The 16,166-nt window shown below is 69.2% G+C and carries 13 protein-coding genes; 2 read left to right on the top strand and 11 right to left on the bottom strand.

Annotated elements, in window-relative coordinates; genetic code table 11:
• Positions 1 to 99 precede the first annotated feature (99 nt).
• Positions 100 to 1,779, bottom strand: a complete 1,680-nt coding sequence (locus GEV27_RS09685) for a thioester domain-containing protein (RefSeq protein WP_153934151.1) — start codon at positions 1,777 to 1,779, stop codon at positions 100 to 102.
• Positions 1,780 to 2,189: 410 nt separating this feature from the next.
• Positions 2,190 to 2,480, bottom strand: coding sequence for a hypothetical protein (locus GEV27_RS09680; RefSeq protein WP_153934150.1), 291 nt, complete (start codon positions 2,478 to 2,480; stop codon positions 2,190 to 2,192).
• Between the two features lie 344 nt (positions 2,481 to 2,824).
• On the opposite strand from GEV27_RS09680, the gene GEV27_RS09675 reads away from it, so the two are divergent.
• The gene (locus GEV27_RS09675; protein WP_153934149.1) at positions 2,825 to 3,130 is read left to right on the top strand and encodes a hypothetical protein; all 306 of its coding nucleotides are present in this window, start codon (positions 2,825 to 2,827) and stop codon (positions 3,128 to 3,130) included.
• Between the two features lie 255 nt (positions 3,131 to 3,385).
• Here the strand turns inward: GEV27_RS09675 and GEV27_RS09670 are convergent, their stop codons facing one another.
• From GEV27_RS09670 to GEV27_RS09660, 3 genes are all read right to left on the bottom strand, one after another.
• Positions 3,386 to 5,338, bottom strand: coding sequence for a CocE/NonD family hydrolase (locus GEV27_RS09670; RefSeq protein ID WP_153934148.1), 1,953 nt, complete (start codon positions 5,336 to 5,338; stop codon positions 3,386 to 3,388).
• Positions 5,339 to 5,461: 123 nt separating this feature from the next.
• On the bottom strand, positions 5,462 to 5,917 hold the full coding sequence (locus GEV27_RS09665; RefSeq protein ID WP_153652735.1) for a DUF1772 domain-containing protein: 456 nt from the start codon (positions 5,915 to 5,917) through the stop codon (positions 5,462 to 5,464).
• Positions 5,914 to 6,744 (bottom strand): NmrA family transcriptional regulator, encoded by an 831-nt coding sequence (locus tag GEV27_RS09660; RefSeq protein WP_153652736.1) that lies wholly within the window; start codon positions 6,742 to 6,744, stop codon positions 5,914 to 5,916. Before GEV27_RS09660 ends, GEV27_RS09665 begins: the two co-directional genes overlap by 4 nt.
• A gap of 79 nt (positions 6,745 to 6,823) precedes the next feature.
• Here GEV27_RS09660 and GEV27_RS09655 point away from each other — a divergent pair, with 79 nt between their 5' ends.
• Positions 6,824 to 7,759, top strand: coding sequence for an AraC family transcriptional regulator (locus tag GEV27_RS09655; RefSeq protein ID WP_153652737.1), 936 nt, complete (start codon positions 6,824 to 6,826; stop codon positions 7,757 to 7,759).
• 18 nt (positions 7,760 to 7,777) lie between these two features.
• Here the strand turns inward: GEV27_RS09655 and GEV27_RS09650 are convergent, their stop codons facing one another.
• The 6 genes from GEV27_RS09650 to GEV27_RS09625 form a co-directional block, all read right to left on the bottom strand.
• On the bottom strand, positions 7,778 to 8,491 hold the full coding sequence (locus tag GEV27_RS09650) for a GAF and ANTAR domain-containing protein (protein WP_153652738.1): 714 nt from the start codon (positions 8,489 to 8,491) through the stop codon (positions 7,778 to 7,780).
• 2 nt (positions 8,492 to 8,493) lie between these two features.
• A complete protein-coding gene (locus GEV27_RS18255) occupies positions 8,494 to 9,198 on the bottom strand; it encodes an ANTAR domain-containing protein (protein ID WP_153652739.1) in 705 nt (234 codons plus the stop codon).
• Between the two features lie 206 nt (positions 9,199 to 9,404).
• A complete protein-coding gene (locus GEV27_RS09640) occupies positions 9,405 to 10,850 on the bottom strand; it encodes a basic amino acid/polyamine antiporter (protein WP_153934147.1) in 1,446 nt (481 codons plus the stop codon).
• A gap of 4 nt (positions 10,851 to 10,854) precedes the next feature.
• Complete coding sequence (lysX, locus tag GEV27_RS09635; protein WP_153934146.1) at positions 10,855 to 14,241, bottom strand: bifunctional lysylphosphatidylglycerol synthetase/lysine--tRNA ligase LysX; 3,387 nt, start codon at positions 14,239 to 14,241, stop codon at positions 10,855 to 10,857.
• The gene (locus GEV27_RS09630) at positions 14,238 to 14,912 is read right to left on the bottom strand and encodes a DUF998 domain-containing protein (protein WP_153934145.1); all 675 of its coding nucleotides are present in this window, start codon (positions 14,910 to 14,912) and stop codon (positions 14,238 to 14,240) included. Before GEV27_RS09630 ends, lysX begins: the two co-directional genes overlap by 4 nt.
• Positions 14,909 to 16,147 carry an LssY C-terminal domain-containing protein gene (locus tag GEV27_RS09625; RefSeq protein WP_153934144.1) on the bottom strand — a complete coding sequence of 413 codons (1,239 nt, stop codon included), beginning with the start codon at positions 16,145 to 16,147 and terminating at the stop codon, positions 14,909 to 14,911. The genes GEV27_RS09630 and GEV27_RS09625 overlap by 4 nt, the downstream gene beginning before the upstream one ends.
• Positions 16,148 to 16,166: the final 19 nt, after the last annotated feature.

The following is a 16,166-nucleotide window of genomic DNA, read 5'->3' as shown; positions in this document are numbered from 1 at the left end:
CCTCACACCCGCGGCGACACCCCATACAGGGCCCTTGGGCCCTGTATGGGGCTGCCCGGATGTGTCACTACGCCCGGTCCTGGGGCTGACCCGGCTTCCTCATGCGCGGCCTGCCATCCGGCGCCGGATGAACAGCACCGCTGCGCCCGCGACCAGGAGCGCGATGCCCAGCGTCAGTGGACCTCCGGGTGCGCCCGCGCGGGGCAGGAACCCTGAGCTGACGGGTCCTCCGTCGCCGCTGCCTCCGTCGCTCTGGTCGCCGCTGCCTCCGTCACTCTGGTCGCCGCTGCCTCCGTCGCTACCGCCGGTACCGCCACCGTCGCCGTTCTCCTCGGACTGGCTGTAGCTGTTGGTGACCGTGACCTCGCTGGTCTCGCTGTCGGCGATCGTGACGGACTCGGGACTGACGGTCGTCTCATCGAGCTGGACGGTGTCGGTGGCGCCGCTCGCGGTCTCGGTGACGCGGCACTTGGTGCCGGCGGGGATGTCGGTCACCGTCAGGAGCGGGTATGTGCCGGCCGGCGACCCCGCAGGGATCCTGAGCTCCCGGTCGAATGCGTCGTCGTCGCAGTCCACCGCGAGGACGATCTCGTCCTGCTCGCCCGCGGCCGGACCCTCGATGACCTTGGTGACCTTCAGCTCGCCGAACGCCCGCGCGTACTCGTTGGTCGCCGCGACCGAGACATTCTCCCCGGCCACGATCGACACGCTCGCGGGCTCGATCGAGCTGGCCGTGAGGTTGACCCGCCCGTTGTCGCCGTCCTTGGGCTCGGTGATCGTGCACTCGGACCCGGCGGGGAGCCCGGTGAACCTCACGGTCTGCGAGCCCGTCGCCCCGGCGGGAATCGTCGACGTGCGTTCGATCGGGTCGCCACCGTCCGCGGGTGTGCAGACGACGCGGATGTCGATCGGCCCTTGGAATCCGGCGCCGTCACCGCTGATCGTCTTGGTGACCTCGATGCCGCCGGCCGCGAACTGCGTGATGCGCACGCCGGCCACGGCCTCGAGCTCCGTCGTCTCAGCAAGGACGAGCGACTGGGCGGCGTCGCGCCCGGGTGTCGCGCCGTCGTAGAGGTAGACCGTGTTGGCCAGGACGGTCTCCGCCCGTCGGAGCGAGAAGCCTTGGTCGTCGCCTGCCTCGGTGGAGCGCGCCCACAGTCGGGCCCCCGGCTGCACGGTGGCGCCCTGGGCCAGTGGCTGTGTCCCTGCCTCGTCCGCGAACACCTCCACGCGCTTGAGCTGGAGCGTCGACGGACCGTCTGCCGTGACCGTGAATGGCCCGACGATGTCACCGGTGGAGGGCGCCACTCCCGAGCTCGGAGAGATGCTGAGCGTCGGCTGCGCGGGCTCGCCGACCGGGTCGTGTGCGAGGGTGTCCGCGACGATGGCCGCGGTCAGGTCGTACAGCTCGCCCTCTGCGGGGTGGACCACGAAGTTGTCGCTGAAGAACCAAATCGCGGCCTGTACGGCAGCAGACCTCACGTTGTCCGGCTGGTCGGCCGGCTGGTCGGGGACCGTGGGGTAGTAGTTCTGCAGGATGTAACCGACCCGGCCGAGGTTGCGGACATTCGACTCGGCCCAGTCCCCGCGCTGGTAGGTCACCCCGGTCCCTGTGTCGGTGAACAGATCGATGCAGTACGCCAGGGACGGGTTGCCCTGGTCGTCGAGCACCGGGATGATTCCGACATAACCCCGCGTGACCTGAGTCGACCCGGCCGGAGCCTTCGTGGGATAGCCGTTCTCGGGATCGAACGTTTCGGGAGCCACGAAGGCGCTCACCCGCCGGACACCCTCGTCACCCGTGATGTTGCCGGTCCGAAGCTCGGTGAAAGGGGAGTCCGCCGCCGGGACCGGCTTGTCCCCTATGTCTGGCGCGGCATCTGCTGGACGTCCTACTAGAACAGTCAGTGCCACGAGGATCAGGACCGCGAACGCACGCATCGTCCGCATCGCCCGATTTGCAAGGATGAAGTCCACACGTACCTCCCGAGACAGCGAGAAGCGGAGCCCCGTGACTCCGCACGAGCACCTTTCATTGTGTCAAGCCTGTTCAACCGGGCCCTTGGACTCTGGGCAAGTCTCAGGGCGAGTGCGGCACGCTCGAGAACCGCTGAACGTGGAACCCGGGCCGCCGAGTCTGCGTGCTGGTCGAGGCGACAACGGTCTGTCGAAGCGACCGGACGTGTCAACTAATCGTTGACGCCGGACGACGGGTGCGGGGGATGACCTGACACGGCGGCCGCTGACTGACGTCGAGCACGGTGCACCAGGACCGTCGACATCGCCAAGACGAACGACAGCAGCATCGAGCCTGCGCCGAACGTCTTTGCCGGAAATCCGTCAGCGTGGCCGGTTGCAGCAACAACCAGCGAGACGACGATGCCACCGATGAAGACACCGGCGGCAAGAACAGCTGGCAGCCAGATCGGCACCCGCGCAAGAAGTCTCGTCTGCTGGTTTTGCTGTGAACGGTCTGGCATTGATGCACCGTCTCATACGGCGATGCCGGTGTCCGGGAGACTATGTCCATAAGTGTCCGATAATGCACATTATGTCAACTTACAGGTTCGCCAGGGACGCTCGGCCGCGCCGCGCCTCAGCGTCGAACGACAATATGCTCTCAAGATTGCCGCCAGCCCCTGTGCCGGCTGAACACGACCGTTCTTGGTACGCCGCGTTTCAGGCAAAAACTGCATCAATCGCATCCTCTGGTTCTCAAACTGTGAGTCGCGCCATAGAGACACCCTGTAGTTAAGAGCTACGTTCGAAAGGACAGATGAACCAATCACACCCTGCTCCGGCGGGTGGACGAAAGGCAAACATCATGCGCAACCGAATGATCGCCCGCACTGCAGGGCTCCTGGCCGCCAGCGCGGGGCTCATCTTTGGAACGACGACCGCCGCGACCGCCGAGGACCTCGGCGACCTGGGCCCCGGGTGGGCTCCGCCAGTCTGCGAGCCCAAGGAGCAGGTCCTACCCGCGGGTGTCATGACCGCGGTGTGGTACCCGACCGGCGGGGTCTTCTCGGCCGGTCGCGGCTTCTACACGTTCCGCGTCAAGGCGGTCACGTACATCGGCGGCGTCGAGGGCGAGCCGATCGAGGGCACCACTTACTGCACCCCCAACTGAACCAACCCCGACTCCGCCGCGTCCGACGATCCCCCGTCGGGCGCGGCGGTGATCGTGGACCACGCGATCGTCACCGAGATCCGACCGTCACGAGCCGAACCTCCGATGCTTTCCGCGAATCCGTCAAGGATGAGGGGTCGCGGTCGCCCGGGCGACCGTAAAGCCTCATCCTCCGTCCCAGGACGGACGAACGATGAGGGTTTGCGGCGGCCTCAGCGACCGCAAACCCTCATCGTCCGTCCCTTGCAGATGACCTCAGCGAGGCGTGTCCATCACGACCGGGAGCGCCCTCCCCTGGGTGCTGGGAAGCGTGCCGGGCACGATCTCACTGCGCTTGGGCAGCCAGCCCCAGCCGGACGCCCAGTCGGGGTGCGGCAGGGCCAGGCCCGGCAGCACGAACTGCGACTTCGCAAGATCGAGGGTGTACGTCGACGCCGACGTGTCGACGTTGCGCACCCGACCGTTGGCCGCGCCCACCACGACCACTCCGAGCCGGTGGCCCTTGGCGACGACGGCGTCGTCGGGGTCGAGGGTCACCGTCACGTCGTGCGTCCCCGCGCCGTCCAGGCGGGCCCAGCCGCGGCCCAGGACCTGCAGCGGCGTCGTGCCGATGTTGCGGTTCATCGTGAAGTAGCAGGCATCGTCGTTCGCGGTCGACTGTCCGGCGCAGGTCTCAGTCGTCGTCGTGGACGCACCGTCGCCGGTGGCCAGGACCCGCTCCCCCTCGCCGTAGTCGACGAGCATCACGCCCACCTGACCGGTCGGCACGGTGGTCGTCACCCGCAGCTTCGCGACCATCGAGCCGCTCATCCGGGCGTCCGCCAGGAGCGGATTCGTCGCGTACAGGAGGCGGTTGGGGTTGTCGCCCTCGGTCACGGCGACGTTCTCGCGCTGGCTGGGCGAGTTCACCCAGCTCTGCGTGCCCCGCTCGGGCACCCGGCTGAGATCGCCGTCGGCCTGGGGACGCAGGGTGGTCGTCGCGAGCCGTGCGGGCCACGAGTAGGAGCTGACCCAGCTGTTCGGCTTGGTCTCGACCTTGACCGGCGGCTCGAGCATGATCGTGTTCTTGATGTCCATCAGCTCGTGGTCGAACCACCGGTGCAGCGTGCGGACCCACTCGTCGCGGTTGATGTCGAACGGGTCGACGTGCCCGACCCGGCTCAGCCACATCTTGCGGGTGACGCCGGCCTTGCCGAGGTCCTTCCACCAGGTGGAGAAGTGCCGCGTCTTGACGTTGGTGTCCTGCAGGCCGTGATAGATGAAGACGCTCGCCTTGACCTTCTTGGCGTTGAGCTGGGCGGAGTCGCGGTAGTTGCGCTCGTCCCAGAACGCGTTGTGCTCACCGGTCTCGTCCGCGTCCTCGGCATCCATCCGCGCAAGTGTCGCGGAGCAGTCCTGCGGCTGCGTGCGATTGGTGCCCACCCGGCTGGCGAGTCCGCTGGAGTAGTTCCAGCTGTACGGCAGGCCCTGCGAGCGGCTGTAGTCGTACCAGGAGCTGATCGCGCTGATCGGCACGATCGTCTCCAGTCCCTTCACGCCGGTGGCCGCGACGCCGTTGGCGAGGGTGCCGTCATAGCTCTTGCCGATCATGCCGGTCTTGCCGTTGCTCCAGCTGGCCTTGACAGGCTTGCCGTCGGCGTCGACCGCATCGGCGTTGCCGTTGAGCCACTGCACGACGGCCTTGGCCGAGCCGACGTCGGACTTGCCGCCGGTGTCGACGCAGCCAGTCGACCGCGACGTCCCTGCGACGTCGGGCGCGACGTAGGCGTAGCCACGCGGGACGAAGTAGTTGTCGTAGAACAGCGGGAACTTGACGAGGTTGCCCTCGGCGTCAAAGGACTTGAACTCCGTCTCGTTGCCGCGCCCGACGCTCGTGTAGTACGGGCTCGCATCCATCACGACCGGCACCTTGACCTTCTTGGCGTCCAGCTCGCGCGGTCGGACGATGTCGACCGCGATGCGATCCTTCTGCCCGTCCCCGTCGAAGTCGGGGGCGATGACCCACACCGTCTCGCGGATCGCATCGGCATAGCTGTAGACCGGGGCCGACGCTCCCCCCTTCAGCACGTACGGCTTCGGCGCCGGGGCTGCGGACGCCGTGCCCGCAGTGGCGGCGACCAATCCCGAGCCGGCGAGGGTGAGGGTGAGCAGAGCACCTAGGACGGGTCGGGATCTGCGTGCGCGCCACGCCACGTTCGTCGCTGTCATGACGGGATTCTGGTGCACCTCCGCCGGGGTGGCAATGGTCAATTTATGAAAACCTGTGACAAACGCTGCGATCTCGGCTAGTACTCGTGGTCGCCATGTCGATGACGCTCTTCCCCAGTGCTCCTACTGATCCGCCAGACTGACGAGGAGGCACACGAATGCCGCCGTCGTGAGCAGCGACCGGAGATGGTTGAAGACCACCCATCGCTGCTCGAACGCGTCACGCAGCTGCGCTGCGCCGCCCGCGCCGGTGTCGAGAGCATCGTTGAGCGGGACGTTCACGGCGCCGGTCACCAGGAACGCGCCGACGACGTACAGCACCGCCCCCGCGACGATCCACGGACGGGCATCGGTGTGCCAGCCCAGGACCAGCGCGACCGCAGTGGCTGCCCCCGCGCCGACGAAGACGAGGGCGAACACCGGATTCAGGATCGCGGCGTTGACCGCGCGCATCGCCTGGACGAAGCTCGCGTCGTCGAGGCGACGCAGCCCCGGCATGACGGCGTACGAGAACGCCGCGAACAGGCCTGCCGAGAGGCCCATCAGAGCGGTCGCCACGACCAGGGACGCCCGGGTCATGCGCCCGCCGCCCACACCCCGGTCGCAGCAGTGGCCGTCGCGTAGTCGTGGAAGTCCCGAGGCGGGCGCCCGAGGATCTGCTCGAGGTCCCCGGTCAGGTGGGAGTTCCGACCGTCGAGCACCTTGGTGAACAGGTGGGTCAGGAACTCGACGAGGTCCGGGGGCACGGCCTGCTCCGCGAGGCCGGCAGCGAACTCGCGGGTCGACACCGGCACGTAGCTGATCTGTCGGTGTGAGGCGTGGGCGATCTCCTCGACCGCGTCGCCGAAGGTCAGGAGCCGAGGCCCGGTCAGCTCGTACGTCCTCCCCTCGTGCTCCGGACGGGTCAGGGCGGCCACGGCGGCGTCGGCCAGGTCGTCGGCGTCGACGAATGGCTCGGTCACGGCGCCGGTCGGAAGCACCAGCTCCCCCGCCAGGACCGAGTCGAGCATGAACGACTCGCTGAAGTTCTGCGAGAACCAGCTCGACCGCAGAATCGTCCAGGCCAGACCGGAGTCGCGCACTGCCTGCTCGGTGGCCCATCCGTCCTCCTCGCCGCGGCCCGACAGCAGCACCAGCTGCTCCACTCCCCTGTCGGCGGCGATCTTCGACAGCGTGCCGACTGCCTCCGCGGCGCCCGGTGCTGCCATGTCGGGGTGGTACGCGAGGTAGGCCGCGCTGACGTCCTCCAGCGCGGCCGGCCACGTGGACTCGTCGGCCCAGTCGAAGCGCGGCGTGCCGGCTCGCGATCCGCTCCGGACCGGTGCGCCCAGTGCCGTGAGACGAGCGACCACCCGCTGGCCGGTCTTTCCTGTGCCGCTGAGGACGGCTGTCAATGATGAGGTCATGGCTCCATCGTCGCCGGGCGCGGCGAGATGATCCATGGTCGAGATGCCCATTTCCATGCTCGAGCGTCTAGCCTTGAGCATGGACACTCTCAGCGCACTGCTCGACGGTCCCCGCGCCAACGGCGCGTTCATGCTGCGGTCCGTCATGACCGCGCCATGGGGCCTGCACGTGCGGGACGAGGCACCGCTGTCGATCGCCGTGGTCGTCACCGGGGAGGCCTGGGTGGTCAGCGACGACGCCGAGCCCGCCCACCTCGGTCCCGGCGACGTGATGATCGCCCGCGGGCCTGAGTCCTACACCGTCGCCGACGCTCCGACCACTCCCCCGGGCATCTTCATCGAGCCCGGCCAGCACTGTGTCGACGCCGAGGGCAACAGTCTCGAGGACGTCATGACGCTCGGCACCCGCACCTGGGGCAATGACGTCGCCGGCGAGACCCTCTTGGTCACCGGGACGTACGAGTCCACGCGTGCCGTCAGCGATCGCCTGCTGCGGAGCCTCCCGGCAATTCTGGTGCTCCGTGCGGCGGAGTGGGACGGGCGCCTGGTCGACGTGCTCTGCGACGAGATGACCCGCGATGAGCTGGGCCAGGAGGTCTACCTGGACCGCCTGCTCGACCTCGTGCTCATCGAGGCTGTCCGCGCGTGGTTCGCGGGTGACCCGGCGCGGACGCCCGCCTGGCACCGTGCCGCCCGCGAACCGATCGTCGGCCCGGCCCTGCAGCTGCTCGAGGCCGACGTCGCACGCCCGTGGACGCTTGACGCCCTCGCTCGCGAGATCGGCGTCTCGCGTGCCGCACTGGCCCGACGCTTCACCGCCTCGGTCGGACAGCCGCCCATGGCGTACCTGACCGATCTCAGGCTGGACCACGCGGCCGATCTGCTCCGCGATCCGACGATGACGATCGCGGCCGTTGCCCGCCGGGTCGGCTACGGCAGCTCATTCGCACTCAGCGCAGCCTTCAAGCGCGTGCGAGGCGTCAGCCCCAGCCAGCACCGCGTGCACGCGAGCTGAGGCGCGCGCTCGACACGTTCAGGGGCGGTTGAGCTCACCTCGTTGGGCACGTTCGACCAGCTCGGCGGCGGCGGCGGTCAGGGTGACACCTGACGCCCTCGCCGCTGCGATCAGCAGATCGTACGCGTCGCCCATCTCGACATCGTGGAGCCGGGCGAGGACTCCCTTGGCCCGTTCGATGAGCACGCGCTCGGCCAGCGCCGCGTCGACGCGCTCCTGCGCGGAGACCGTCTCGGTCTGCTCGCCGTCCATCACCGCGTGGGCCACCACGTCGGCGAAGGACCGTGCTGCGTCGTGCTCGCGGCTGTCGAGAGCAACGGCGTCGTGGCGGAACAGTGCCATGGCACCCAGGATCGATCCCTCCCAGCGCAAAGGCGTGGAATGGACTGACTGGAAGCCGGCCGCCAGCATGGCCGGCCCGAAGTGTGGCCATCGTTCGCGCAGGGTGGCTTCGTCGGCGACGATGATCGACACGTCGCCCTCGGCTGCGTCGACGCACGGACCCTCGTCGACCTGGGACTGGTAGAGCTCCAGCTCCGCGGACTGGTGGCTCGACGCAGCCAGGAGCTGCAACCTGCCGCCGCGCGAGAGCACCATGATCCCGGTGGCCTCGACGGCCAGCGCTCGTTGGCACACCTCGATGAGGTCGGCGAGAAATCCCGCAACGTCTTGGCGTTCCCGGAGGGCGGACGTGGCGTGCTCTACTGCCTGGTCCAGGCGAGTGTCATCCATCGTCAGTCTCCTTCCATGCTCAGATTGTCGAACTCAAGGTCCTTGTCCACAACCTGAACCGCCACCTCGAGGAGTGTGGAGTCGGTTGCGTAGGCGTGCGCGCGCAGGAGAGCCAAGGCGTCCTCGGCCGAGATGCGCAGATCGAAGATGAGCATCCCGGTGGCCTGGTGCACGACCGCTCGCGACGACCAGTCCTCCGTGAGCTCGGCCTCCAGTGCCTCGGGACTGATGTGGTCCAGCAGGACCGGGCCGAGGGCGTACGCCAGATAGTGCGCCGCGGCAGCGTCGAAGGCGTGCGAGGGGGCGAAGGTGTGTGCGACGAGCACTCCCATGCGTCGCCCGTGGGCGGTGATCGGCAGCGCCAGCACCGTTCCGGCGAACCCGAACTTCGCCACGCAGTCGTTCAGCGCCAACCAGGGTGTGCCTTCCGAGGCGCCGAAATCGGCGAAGACGACGTGTCCGGTGCGAGCTGCCTCGAAGCCCGGACCCTCGCCGGCCACCTCCTGCGCCTCCTCGATCATGAGGGCGAGGGTCGACGTGGAGCTGGCCGTGTGCCGCTGGGGCTCCCCGTAATACACCGTGATGGCGGTTCCTTCGGCCCCGAGCATCACCCTGCTGGCCTCGCAGAACCTGTCCAGGACCGATCCGCTCGGGTCGAGAGAGGCAATGATGTAGGCGAACCTGGCCGCTTGCACCTGATCGCGCACTCCGCCCCCGCTCCCTCGTGCCGCCGTCCCCGACGGGTGGGAGATACCCGCAGACGCCGCCATGAGACATTCTGCCCGCCGCCGGTGTCAGGCGCGCGTCCGGTCCGCGGGTGCCGTCGGGGCGGTGGATTCTCCACCGTACGAAGCCGACATCCGGCTCATACGGTGGCGTACGCACCGCGCCCCACGGGACCGCGGCCACGGGATCACAGCTGGAGCGCACCCGTGGCCAGGAACACCGCGGCGACGGCCGCCGCGGACCACAGCAGCACGCATCCGAGCAGCTCGAGGCGGGTGAGCCCGGGCTGTCCGCGCTCGCGCCGGGCCCGGAGGTACAGGAGGGTGCCCGGGGCGTAGATCAGGCAGCTGAGCAGCAGGTAGCGGGTCCCCGCGGCGTACAGCAGGAAGATCGCATAGATGATCGCCAGCACGGCCACCGCTCGGTCACGACGTCGTCGCCCGGCGTCAGCACTTTCGTACGTCTGCCCCGTCAGCGTCAGCTTGAACGCGTAGGCCGCGACGAGCAGGTACGGCACGAGGGCCAGCGCCGTGTCGAGCTTGAGCATGAAGTTGAGCGCGTCCTTGATCACCAGCACGAGCAGGAGGAACAGCTGCACCGAGATGCTCGTGGTCACCAGGGCCGCGATGGGCGTCCCGTTGCCGCTCTGCCGGGCCAGCGCACGCGGCATGACCTCGGTGCGTGCGGGCATGAACATGACCTCCGCATTGAGCAGGGTCCACGCCAGGTACGCCCCCAGCACCGACACGATCACGGCCAGGTCGATGAGGGTGCCGCCCCACTCCCCCACGACCGACTTCAGCACGACACCCATCGACGGCTGCTCGGCGTGCGCGAGCTCGCTTCGCGGCAGCACGCCGTACGACACGAGGGTCACCGAGGCGAACAGCGCGAGCGTGCTGACGAAGCCGAGCACCGTGGCCCGGCCGATGTCCTCGCGCCGCTGTGCGAGCCGGGAGTAGACGCTGGCGCCCTCGACACCGAGGAAGACGAACGTCGTGACGAGCATCGTTGCCTTCACCTGTTCGAAGAGCGACTCCGCCGTGTGGGGCTTCCCGCCCCAGAGGTTGTCGCCGAAGACACCTGCGTCGAATGCGACCGCGGCGATCACGACGAAGACCAGGATCGGCACGATCTTGGCGATCGTCACGATGCGGTTGACGATCGTGGCCTGCCGGACGCCGCGGGAGATCATCACGTGCAGCAGCCACACCACTGCGGACGCGAGGAGCACCGCCAGCACGGTGTTGCCCTGGCCGAGCCCCGGCAGGAACGCGCCGATGCTTGCCATCGCGAACGTCAGGTAGAAGACGTTGCCCACGACGTTGCTCGCCCAGTAGCCCCACGCGACGTTGAAGCCCGCGTAGTTGCCGAAACCTGCCTGCGCGTAGACGTAGATGCCGTTGTCGAGGTCGGGTCGCCGGACCGCCAGCGACTGGAACACGAAGGCCAGCATCAACATCCCGAGGCCCGCGATGGACCACGCGATGACGGCGCCCAGCACGCCGGTCGCGTCCCCGAAGTTCTCCGGCAGCGTGAAGACGCCGCCGCCGACGATCGACCCGACCACCATCGCGGCCAGCGTCAGGACGGAGACCTTCTGCGTGCCGGAGGTCGCCTTGTCCGCCGTCATGTCCTCAACGCTGGGGCTTGACGAGCGGGAACAGGATCGTGTCGCGGATGCTCAGACCAGTGAGGTTCATGACGAGGCGGTCGATGCCCAGCCCCATCCCCCCGGTCGGCGGCATCCCGTACTCCAGCGCCATGAGGAAGTCCTCGTCCACCTGCATCGCCTCCGGGTCGCCGGCCGCCGCCAGGAGCGACTGCGCGACGAGACGCTCGCGCTGGTCGACCGGATCCACCAGCTCGGAGTACGCGGTGCCCTGCTCCGCACCGAAGATCACCAGGTCCCACTTCTCGGTGAGCCGCGGGTCATGGCGGTGCGGCCGGGTCAGCGGGGCGTTCTCCTTCGGGAAGTCGGTGTAGAAGACGGGCGTGACCGTCGTCCCTTCGCAGAGCTCGCCGTAGATCTCCTCGAGCACGAAGCCCCAGGACGGGTCGAGGTCGAGCTCGATCCCGAGCCGGTCGGCGTGCTTGCGCAGGGTGCTGGTCGGGGTGTCCGCGGTGATCTCCTCGCCGAGCGCCTCCGAGACCGCTCCGCAGATGGTCTTGACCGGCCACTGTCCCGACAGGTCGTACTCCTGCACCTTGCCGTCGCGGTCCGTGCGCCGCGCCATCGGCGATCCGTGGACCGCGGTGGCAGCCTCCTGGATCAGCTCCTGCGTGAGGACGCGCATCGTGCCGTAGTCGCCATAGGTCTCGTAGACCTCCAGCGAGGTGAACTCGGGGTTGTGCTTGAAGTCAGCGCCCTCGTTGCGGAACTGGCGGCCCACCTCGAAGACCTTCTCCATGCCGCCGACGATCAGCCGCTTGAGGTGCAGCTCCGTCGCGATCCGCAGGTACAGGTCCATGTCGTACGCGTTGATGTGCGTCTCGAACGGTCGTGCGTTGGCGCCCCCGTGGATGGTCTGCAGGATCGGCGTCTCCACCTCGGTGAAGCCTCGCGCCTGCAGCGAGTCGCGGACGCTGCGGACGATCGCCGTCCGCTGGTACGCGACGGTGCGCGAGTCGGGGCGCACGATCAGGTCGACGTACCGCATCCGCACCCGGGCATCCGGATCGGTGAGACCCTCGTGCTTGTCGGGCAGCGGGCGCAGGGACTTGCTGGTGAGCATCACCGAGTCCGCGCGGACGGACAGCTCCCCGTGGTGGGTGGTGATGACCTCCCCCGTCACGCTCACGTGGTCGCCGAGGTCGATCGAGTGCTCCCAGAACGACAGCTGCTCAGCCGGCAGGTGCTCGGCGTCGACCATCACCTGCAGGTCGCCGCTGCCGTCGCGCAGCGTGGCGAACCCGAGGTGGCCCATGTCGCGCTTGAGCAGCACCCGCCCCACCACCGAGACCGTGGTGCCGGTCAGCGTGTCGGGCGGCAGCTCCTCGCCGACGAGGGCGCGGACCTCCGCGAGCGTGTGGGTGCGCGGCGCCGTCACGGGATAGGGATCGATCCCGCTGGCGCGGATCCGCTCCAGCTTCTCGCGCCTCACCCGCATCTGCTCGGGCAGGTGCTCCGCCGAGATGGCCTCGGCCACCACGTCGGGTGCCGGTGGGATGAGCGCCAGGACGGCGGCGGCGTGCTCGGTGTCCCCCGAGCGCAGCCCGCCCGCCTCACCTGGCCGGCGTCGCAGGCTCGCGATCGTCGGCGCGACGAGAAATCCCTCGGCGCTGCCCGCGGCAGTGCCGACCCGCGGCAGGTCCGAGGCGTACTCGTAGCCCATGTAGCGCGGCTGCCACTCCGGCAGGTACTTCGCATTCGACCGGTAGAGCGACTCCAGCTCCCAGTTCTTGCTGGCGATGAGCAGGCTGTGCCGCCACAGGCGGGCCACCGGTCCGGCACCGATCTCGGCACCTCTGGCGAAGGCCTCGCGGAACATCGCGAAGTTCAGCGACACCGGCCCGATGCCGAACGTGGCCGCCTCATCGGCCAGAGCCGCCACCATGAGCTCCACCACCCCGTTGTCCGCGTGCGGGTCGCGGCGCATCAGGTCCAGCGAGAGCCCGGTACGTCCCCAGGGCACGAAGCTCAGGAACCCGCGGAGCCGACCCTCGCCGTCGCGGGTCTCGACCAGCACGCACGCCTCGTCGAGCGGGTCCCCCAGCCGGCCGAGCGCCATCGAGAAGCCGCGCTCGTCTCCCCCGTCACCACGCCACGAGCGAGCCGCCTCGCTCAGGGCGGCGAAGTCCGTGTCGCTCAGGCTCGCGTGACGCCTGACCCGGGTGGTGTACCCGCGCCTGGTCAACCGCGTGACCGGCTGCCGTACGCCCTTCATGCCCGGGCCGTTGAGCGAGAACGTCGCCATGTCGACGATCGCCTCGTCACCGATGTCCAGCAACGACAGGCCAGCGTCGGCATGCGCCACCGCGCCCTCACGTCCTGCTCCCATGACCGCGAGCGACCATCCGTTGGATCGCGCCTCGTCGCGCCAGCGGGCGATCGCATCAGGCCAGTACGCCGGATCGCCCACGGGGTTGCCGCTGGCCAGGCTGACCGATCCGACCACGCGGTACGAGACCCCCGCCCGGGCGGTGTCCACCTCCCCGGTGTCCCACACGACCGCCTTGTCGCGTCGCGTCGCGAAGTAGCCGAGGGAGTCGTGGTCGCCGAAGTCGCGCAGCAACGCCCGCACCCGCGCCTCGTCCGCGACTCCCAGCGTGCGGGTGCCGCGTGGTGCACGGAACAGGATCACCGTCGCGCCCAGGACGACGACCGCTCCCACCAGACCGATCAGCAGGCGCACCCACCACGGGGCCGTCGCGGAGGTCTCGATGCCTTCGCGGCCGAGATCGAGCAGCATCGAGTCGAACACGTAGACGATCGAGTCGCGGAAGCCGGGCGACCGGCCGGCCGCGCTGACGAGCGCCGCGCCCCCGAAGGCCATCACCAGCCCTCCGCCCAGGAACACCACGACGGCCGTGAGCAGGCTGCCCGGCACCCGAAGGGCGGCGAACTGGGGACGCACGCGTACGGCCAGCACGATCACCGCCCCGACCAGCACCAGGCCGATCGAGGCCAGGACGACGTTGTCCCCGGCCACGATGTCGTCGATCCGGCCGACCTCAGGAACTCCGAGCCACCAGAGGACCCCGAGCCACCACGCCGCCCTCAGCCTGCGGCGGAGCCCGACACCGGTGACCAGCAGCAGCGCCGCGTACACCAGGCTGGGGACGACCGGGATCGTCAGGAGCGACAACGGGTCGTCGTAGTTGGCGAAGTACCTGCGCCACGGCGGGACCAGCGTGACGATGATCGTGAAGACGCCGAACAGGAACATCACGCCGGCGAAACGATCGGGCCACCTGTCGTCGACGGGGCGGCGAAGTGTCGGCAGCCTCAATCCGGAGTGCCGGTCAGGCACGGACGGGCGATCGGGAGCGCGGTGCTCGCTGGCGGCCTCGGTGTCGGTCATGGGGGTCCTCCTGGTCGAGATGAGTGGGCCGGTTGGCGGGCCGCGAAGACGCTGAGGCACACGATCCACGCGCTCATGCCCGCGATGTGCACGCGCTGGCTGGCGCCCAGCGCCCACTCCGGCCAGTCGGCGACCACGGAGAGGCCCATCAGCACTCCCGCGGTCGCGCCGGACAGCCAGAACAGCCACCACGCGCAGCGGTGGAACCACCGTGGACCGGTGCGCCGGGTCGCCGCCCAGGCCGCGGCCATGCCGACGTACAGCCCGACGTCCGACACGGTGGAGAAGGCATTGTGGAGGAAGCTCTGGGAACGCTGCGCGGCTGAGCCGCACACGGTTCCTTCGCTGCACGGTGCCGTGATGACCGCAGCGGCCGCGGCGCCGAGGGCAAAGACCAGGGTGCTGACGAGCAGGACGGTGCGGGTGGGGCGCGGCGGCATGGCCGCACCCACGAACGCCAGCAGCACCAGCACCAGGACGGCACACAGCAGGTCCAGCAGCCGCGACAGCGTCGCATGCGGGGCCCCCGGCGCTGCCAGCTCGCTCACGACCTCGGTCATGCCCTCGAAACCGCGCAGCACCCAGTCGATCACGAAGCTCGAGTACGCCAGGCCGGCGATGACACCGGCCAGGACCAGCAGCGCCGCGCGGCGATCCACCCGGCCGCTCACGCGGGGCTCGCCGCGGTCGACGCACCGGCACGGACCCGGGAGGCGTACTCGCGTGCGCCCGGGGTGGACAGTGCCAGGATCACCAGGATGCTGCCGCCCGCCGTCAGGAGGCTGTGAAACCCCTCGGGGCGGCCGTTGCCGGCGACCCAGTCGATCATCACCGCCAACGCAGTCATCGAGCAGAAGCCCATCAGCGTGAGCCGCGCCCAGTTGTGGCCGGACAGGATGGTCAGCGCCAGCACCACGTCGACCGCCGCGGCGCCCACGAAGAGCACCGCCAGCGCACGATCGGACGCGTCGGTGCCGAGGGCGAGAGCCGCGATGACGTAGCCGGTGCCGCGTGCCAGCGCGACCCCCGCACCGATCAGCACGGACGACGGCCGGCGCGACACCTGTTCCTCCACGCGCACGAGATCGGGAGCGGCCGGCGTGTCGCTGAGATCCACGATCGGCAGGTCGCCGTCGGTCCGGATGCGGTCTCCGCCTCCGTTGACGTGGTGGTATCCGGACGAGAAGTTGTTGATCGTCGACACGGACGCACCGGGCACCGCCGCCTGGACCGACTCGACCAGGAAGTCCCGCTCGACATCGGTGTTCGCGTCGATGTGGTGCGTGACCTGCAACGTGAAGAGGCTCAGCCCGACCCGGCTGTCGAACGTGGCGGCCGCCAGCCAGTCCGCCCGAGCCCCTCCCGGCAGGAACCACCCGTCGGGACATCGCCAGAAGCGGGCGTGGTGACGTTTGGAGGGGCTGCCCCGCACCTCCTGCTCGTACGCGAAGTCCTGCGGGCGGTCGAACAGGTGCAGCGGACTGACCGGCGCGGCGGCGTAGCTGCGTCCCCGTAGGACGCTGAGCACGATGTGCACCGACGAGCGCAGGTCGACCGGTTCGGCCATCGTCCACCCGGCTGCCGACAGCGCCGCGTGGACCTGGCCCTCTCGACCCAGGAACCCCAGGTTCACCGGGTCGCCCAACAGCCCGTCGCTGGTGCGGGTCCGGCCGATGAAGTAGTCGGGCAGATAGATCGCGGTGAGGATGCGGTGCAGGCGCGGCAGCACGAGATAGCTGAAGAACACCCAGAACACCACCAGCAGCAAGGTGGGCCAGCCCAGCGTCAGGCCGTCGCGCAGCAGCACGTACGAGTACCAGAGCCCCGCGACGGAGGAGAGCGCGAAGAACCAGCCGTCGAGGATCCTGCTCGACGAGCCGTGCCCAGCCCTGCGCGGTGCCGCCATGCGGTCACCTTGTCCGTCC

The sequence above is a fragment of the Aeromicrobium sp. S22 genome (assembly GCF_009661045.1).
Classification (GTDB): Bacteria; Actinomycetota; Actinomycetes; order Propionibacteriales; family Nocardioidaceae; genus Aeromicrobium; species Aeromicrobium yanjiei.
The sequence above is the reverse complement of the archived record's forward strand: the minus strand, read 5'-3'. Positions and strand labels throughout refer to the sequence as shown.

Bases quoted from the DNA above. Each gene is read 5' to 3' on its own strand.
- GEV27_RS09675 (WP_153934149.1), top strand. From the start codon at position 2,825: ATGCGCAACCGAATGATCGCCCGCACTGCAGGGCTCCTGGCCGCCAGC.
- GEV27_RS09650 (WP_153652738.1), bottom strand. From the start codon at position 8,491: ATGGATGACACTCGCCTGGACCAGGCAGTAGAGCACGCCACGTCCGCC.
- GEV27_RS09625 (WP_153934144.1), bottom strand. From the start codon at position 16,147: ATGGCGGCACCGCGCAGGGCTGGGCACGGCTCGTCGAGCAGGATCCTC.
- GEV27_RS09670 (WP_153934148.1), bottom strand. From the start codon at position 5,338: ATGACAGCGACGAACGTGGCGTGGCGCGCACGCAGATCCCGACCCGTC.
- GEV27_RS09660 (WP_153652736.1), bottom strand. From the start codon at position 6,744: ATGACCTCATCATTGACAGCCGTCCTCAGCGGCACAGGAAAGACCGGC.
- GEV27_RS09680 (WP_153934150.1), bottom strand. From the start codon at position 2,480: ATGCCAGACCGTTCACAGCAAAACCAGCAGACGAGACTTCTTGCGCGG.
- GEV27_RS09655 (WP_153652737.1), top strand. From the start codon at position 6,824: ATGGACACTCTCAGCGCACTGCTCGACGGTCCCCGCGCCAACGGCGCG.
- GEV27_RS09665 (WP_153652735.1), bottom strand. From the start codon at position 5,917: ATGACCCGGGCGTCCCTGGTCGTGGCGACCGCTCTGATGGGCCTCTCG.
- lysX (WP_153934146.1), bottom strand. From the start codon at position 14,241: ATGACCGACACCGAGGCCGCCAGCGAGCACCGCGCTCCCGATCGCCCG.
- GEV27_RS09640 (WP_153934147.1), bottom strand. From the start codon at position 10,850: ATGACGGCGGACAAGGCGACCTCCGGCACGCAGAAGGTCTCCGTCCTG.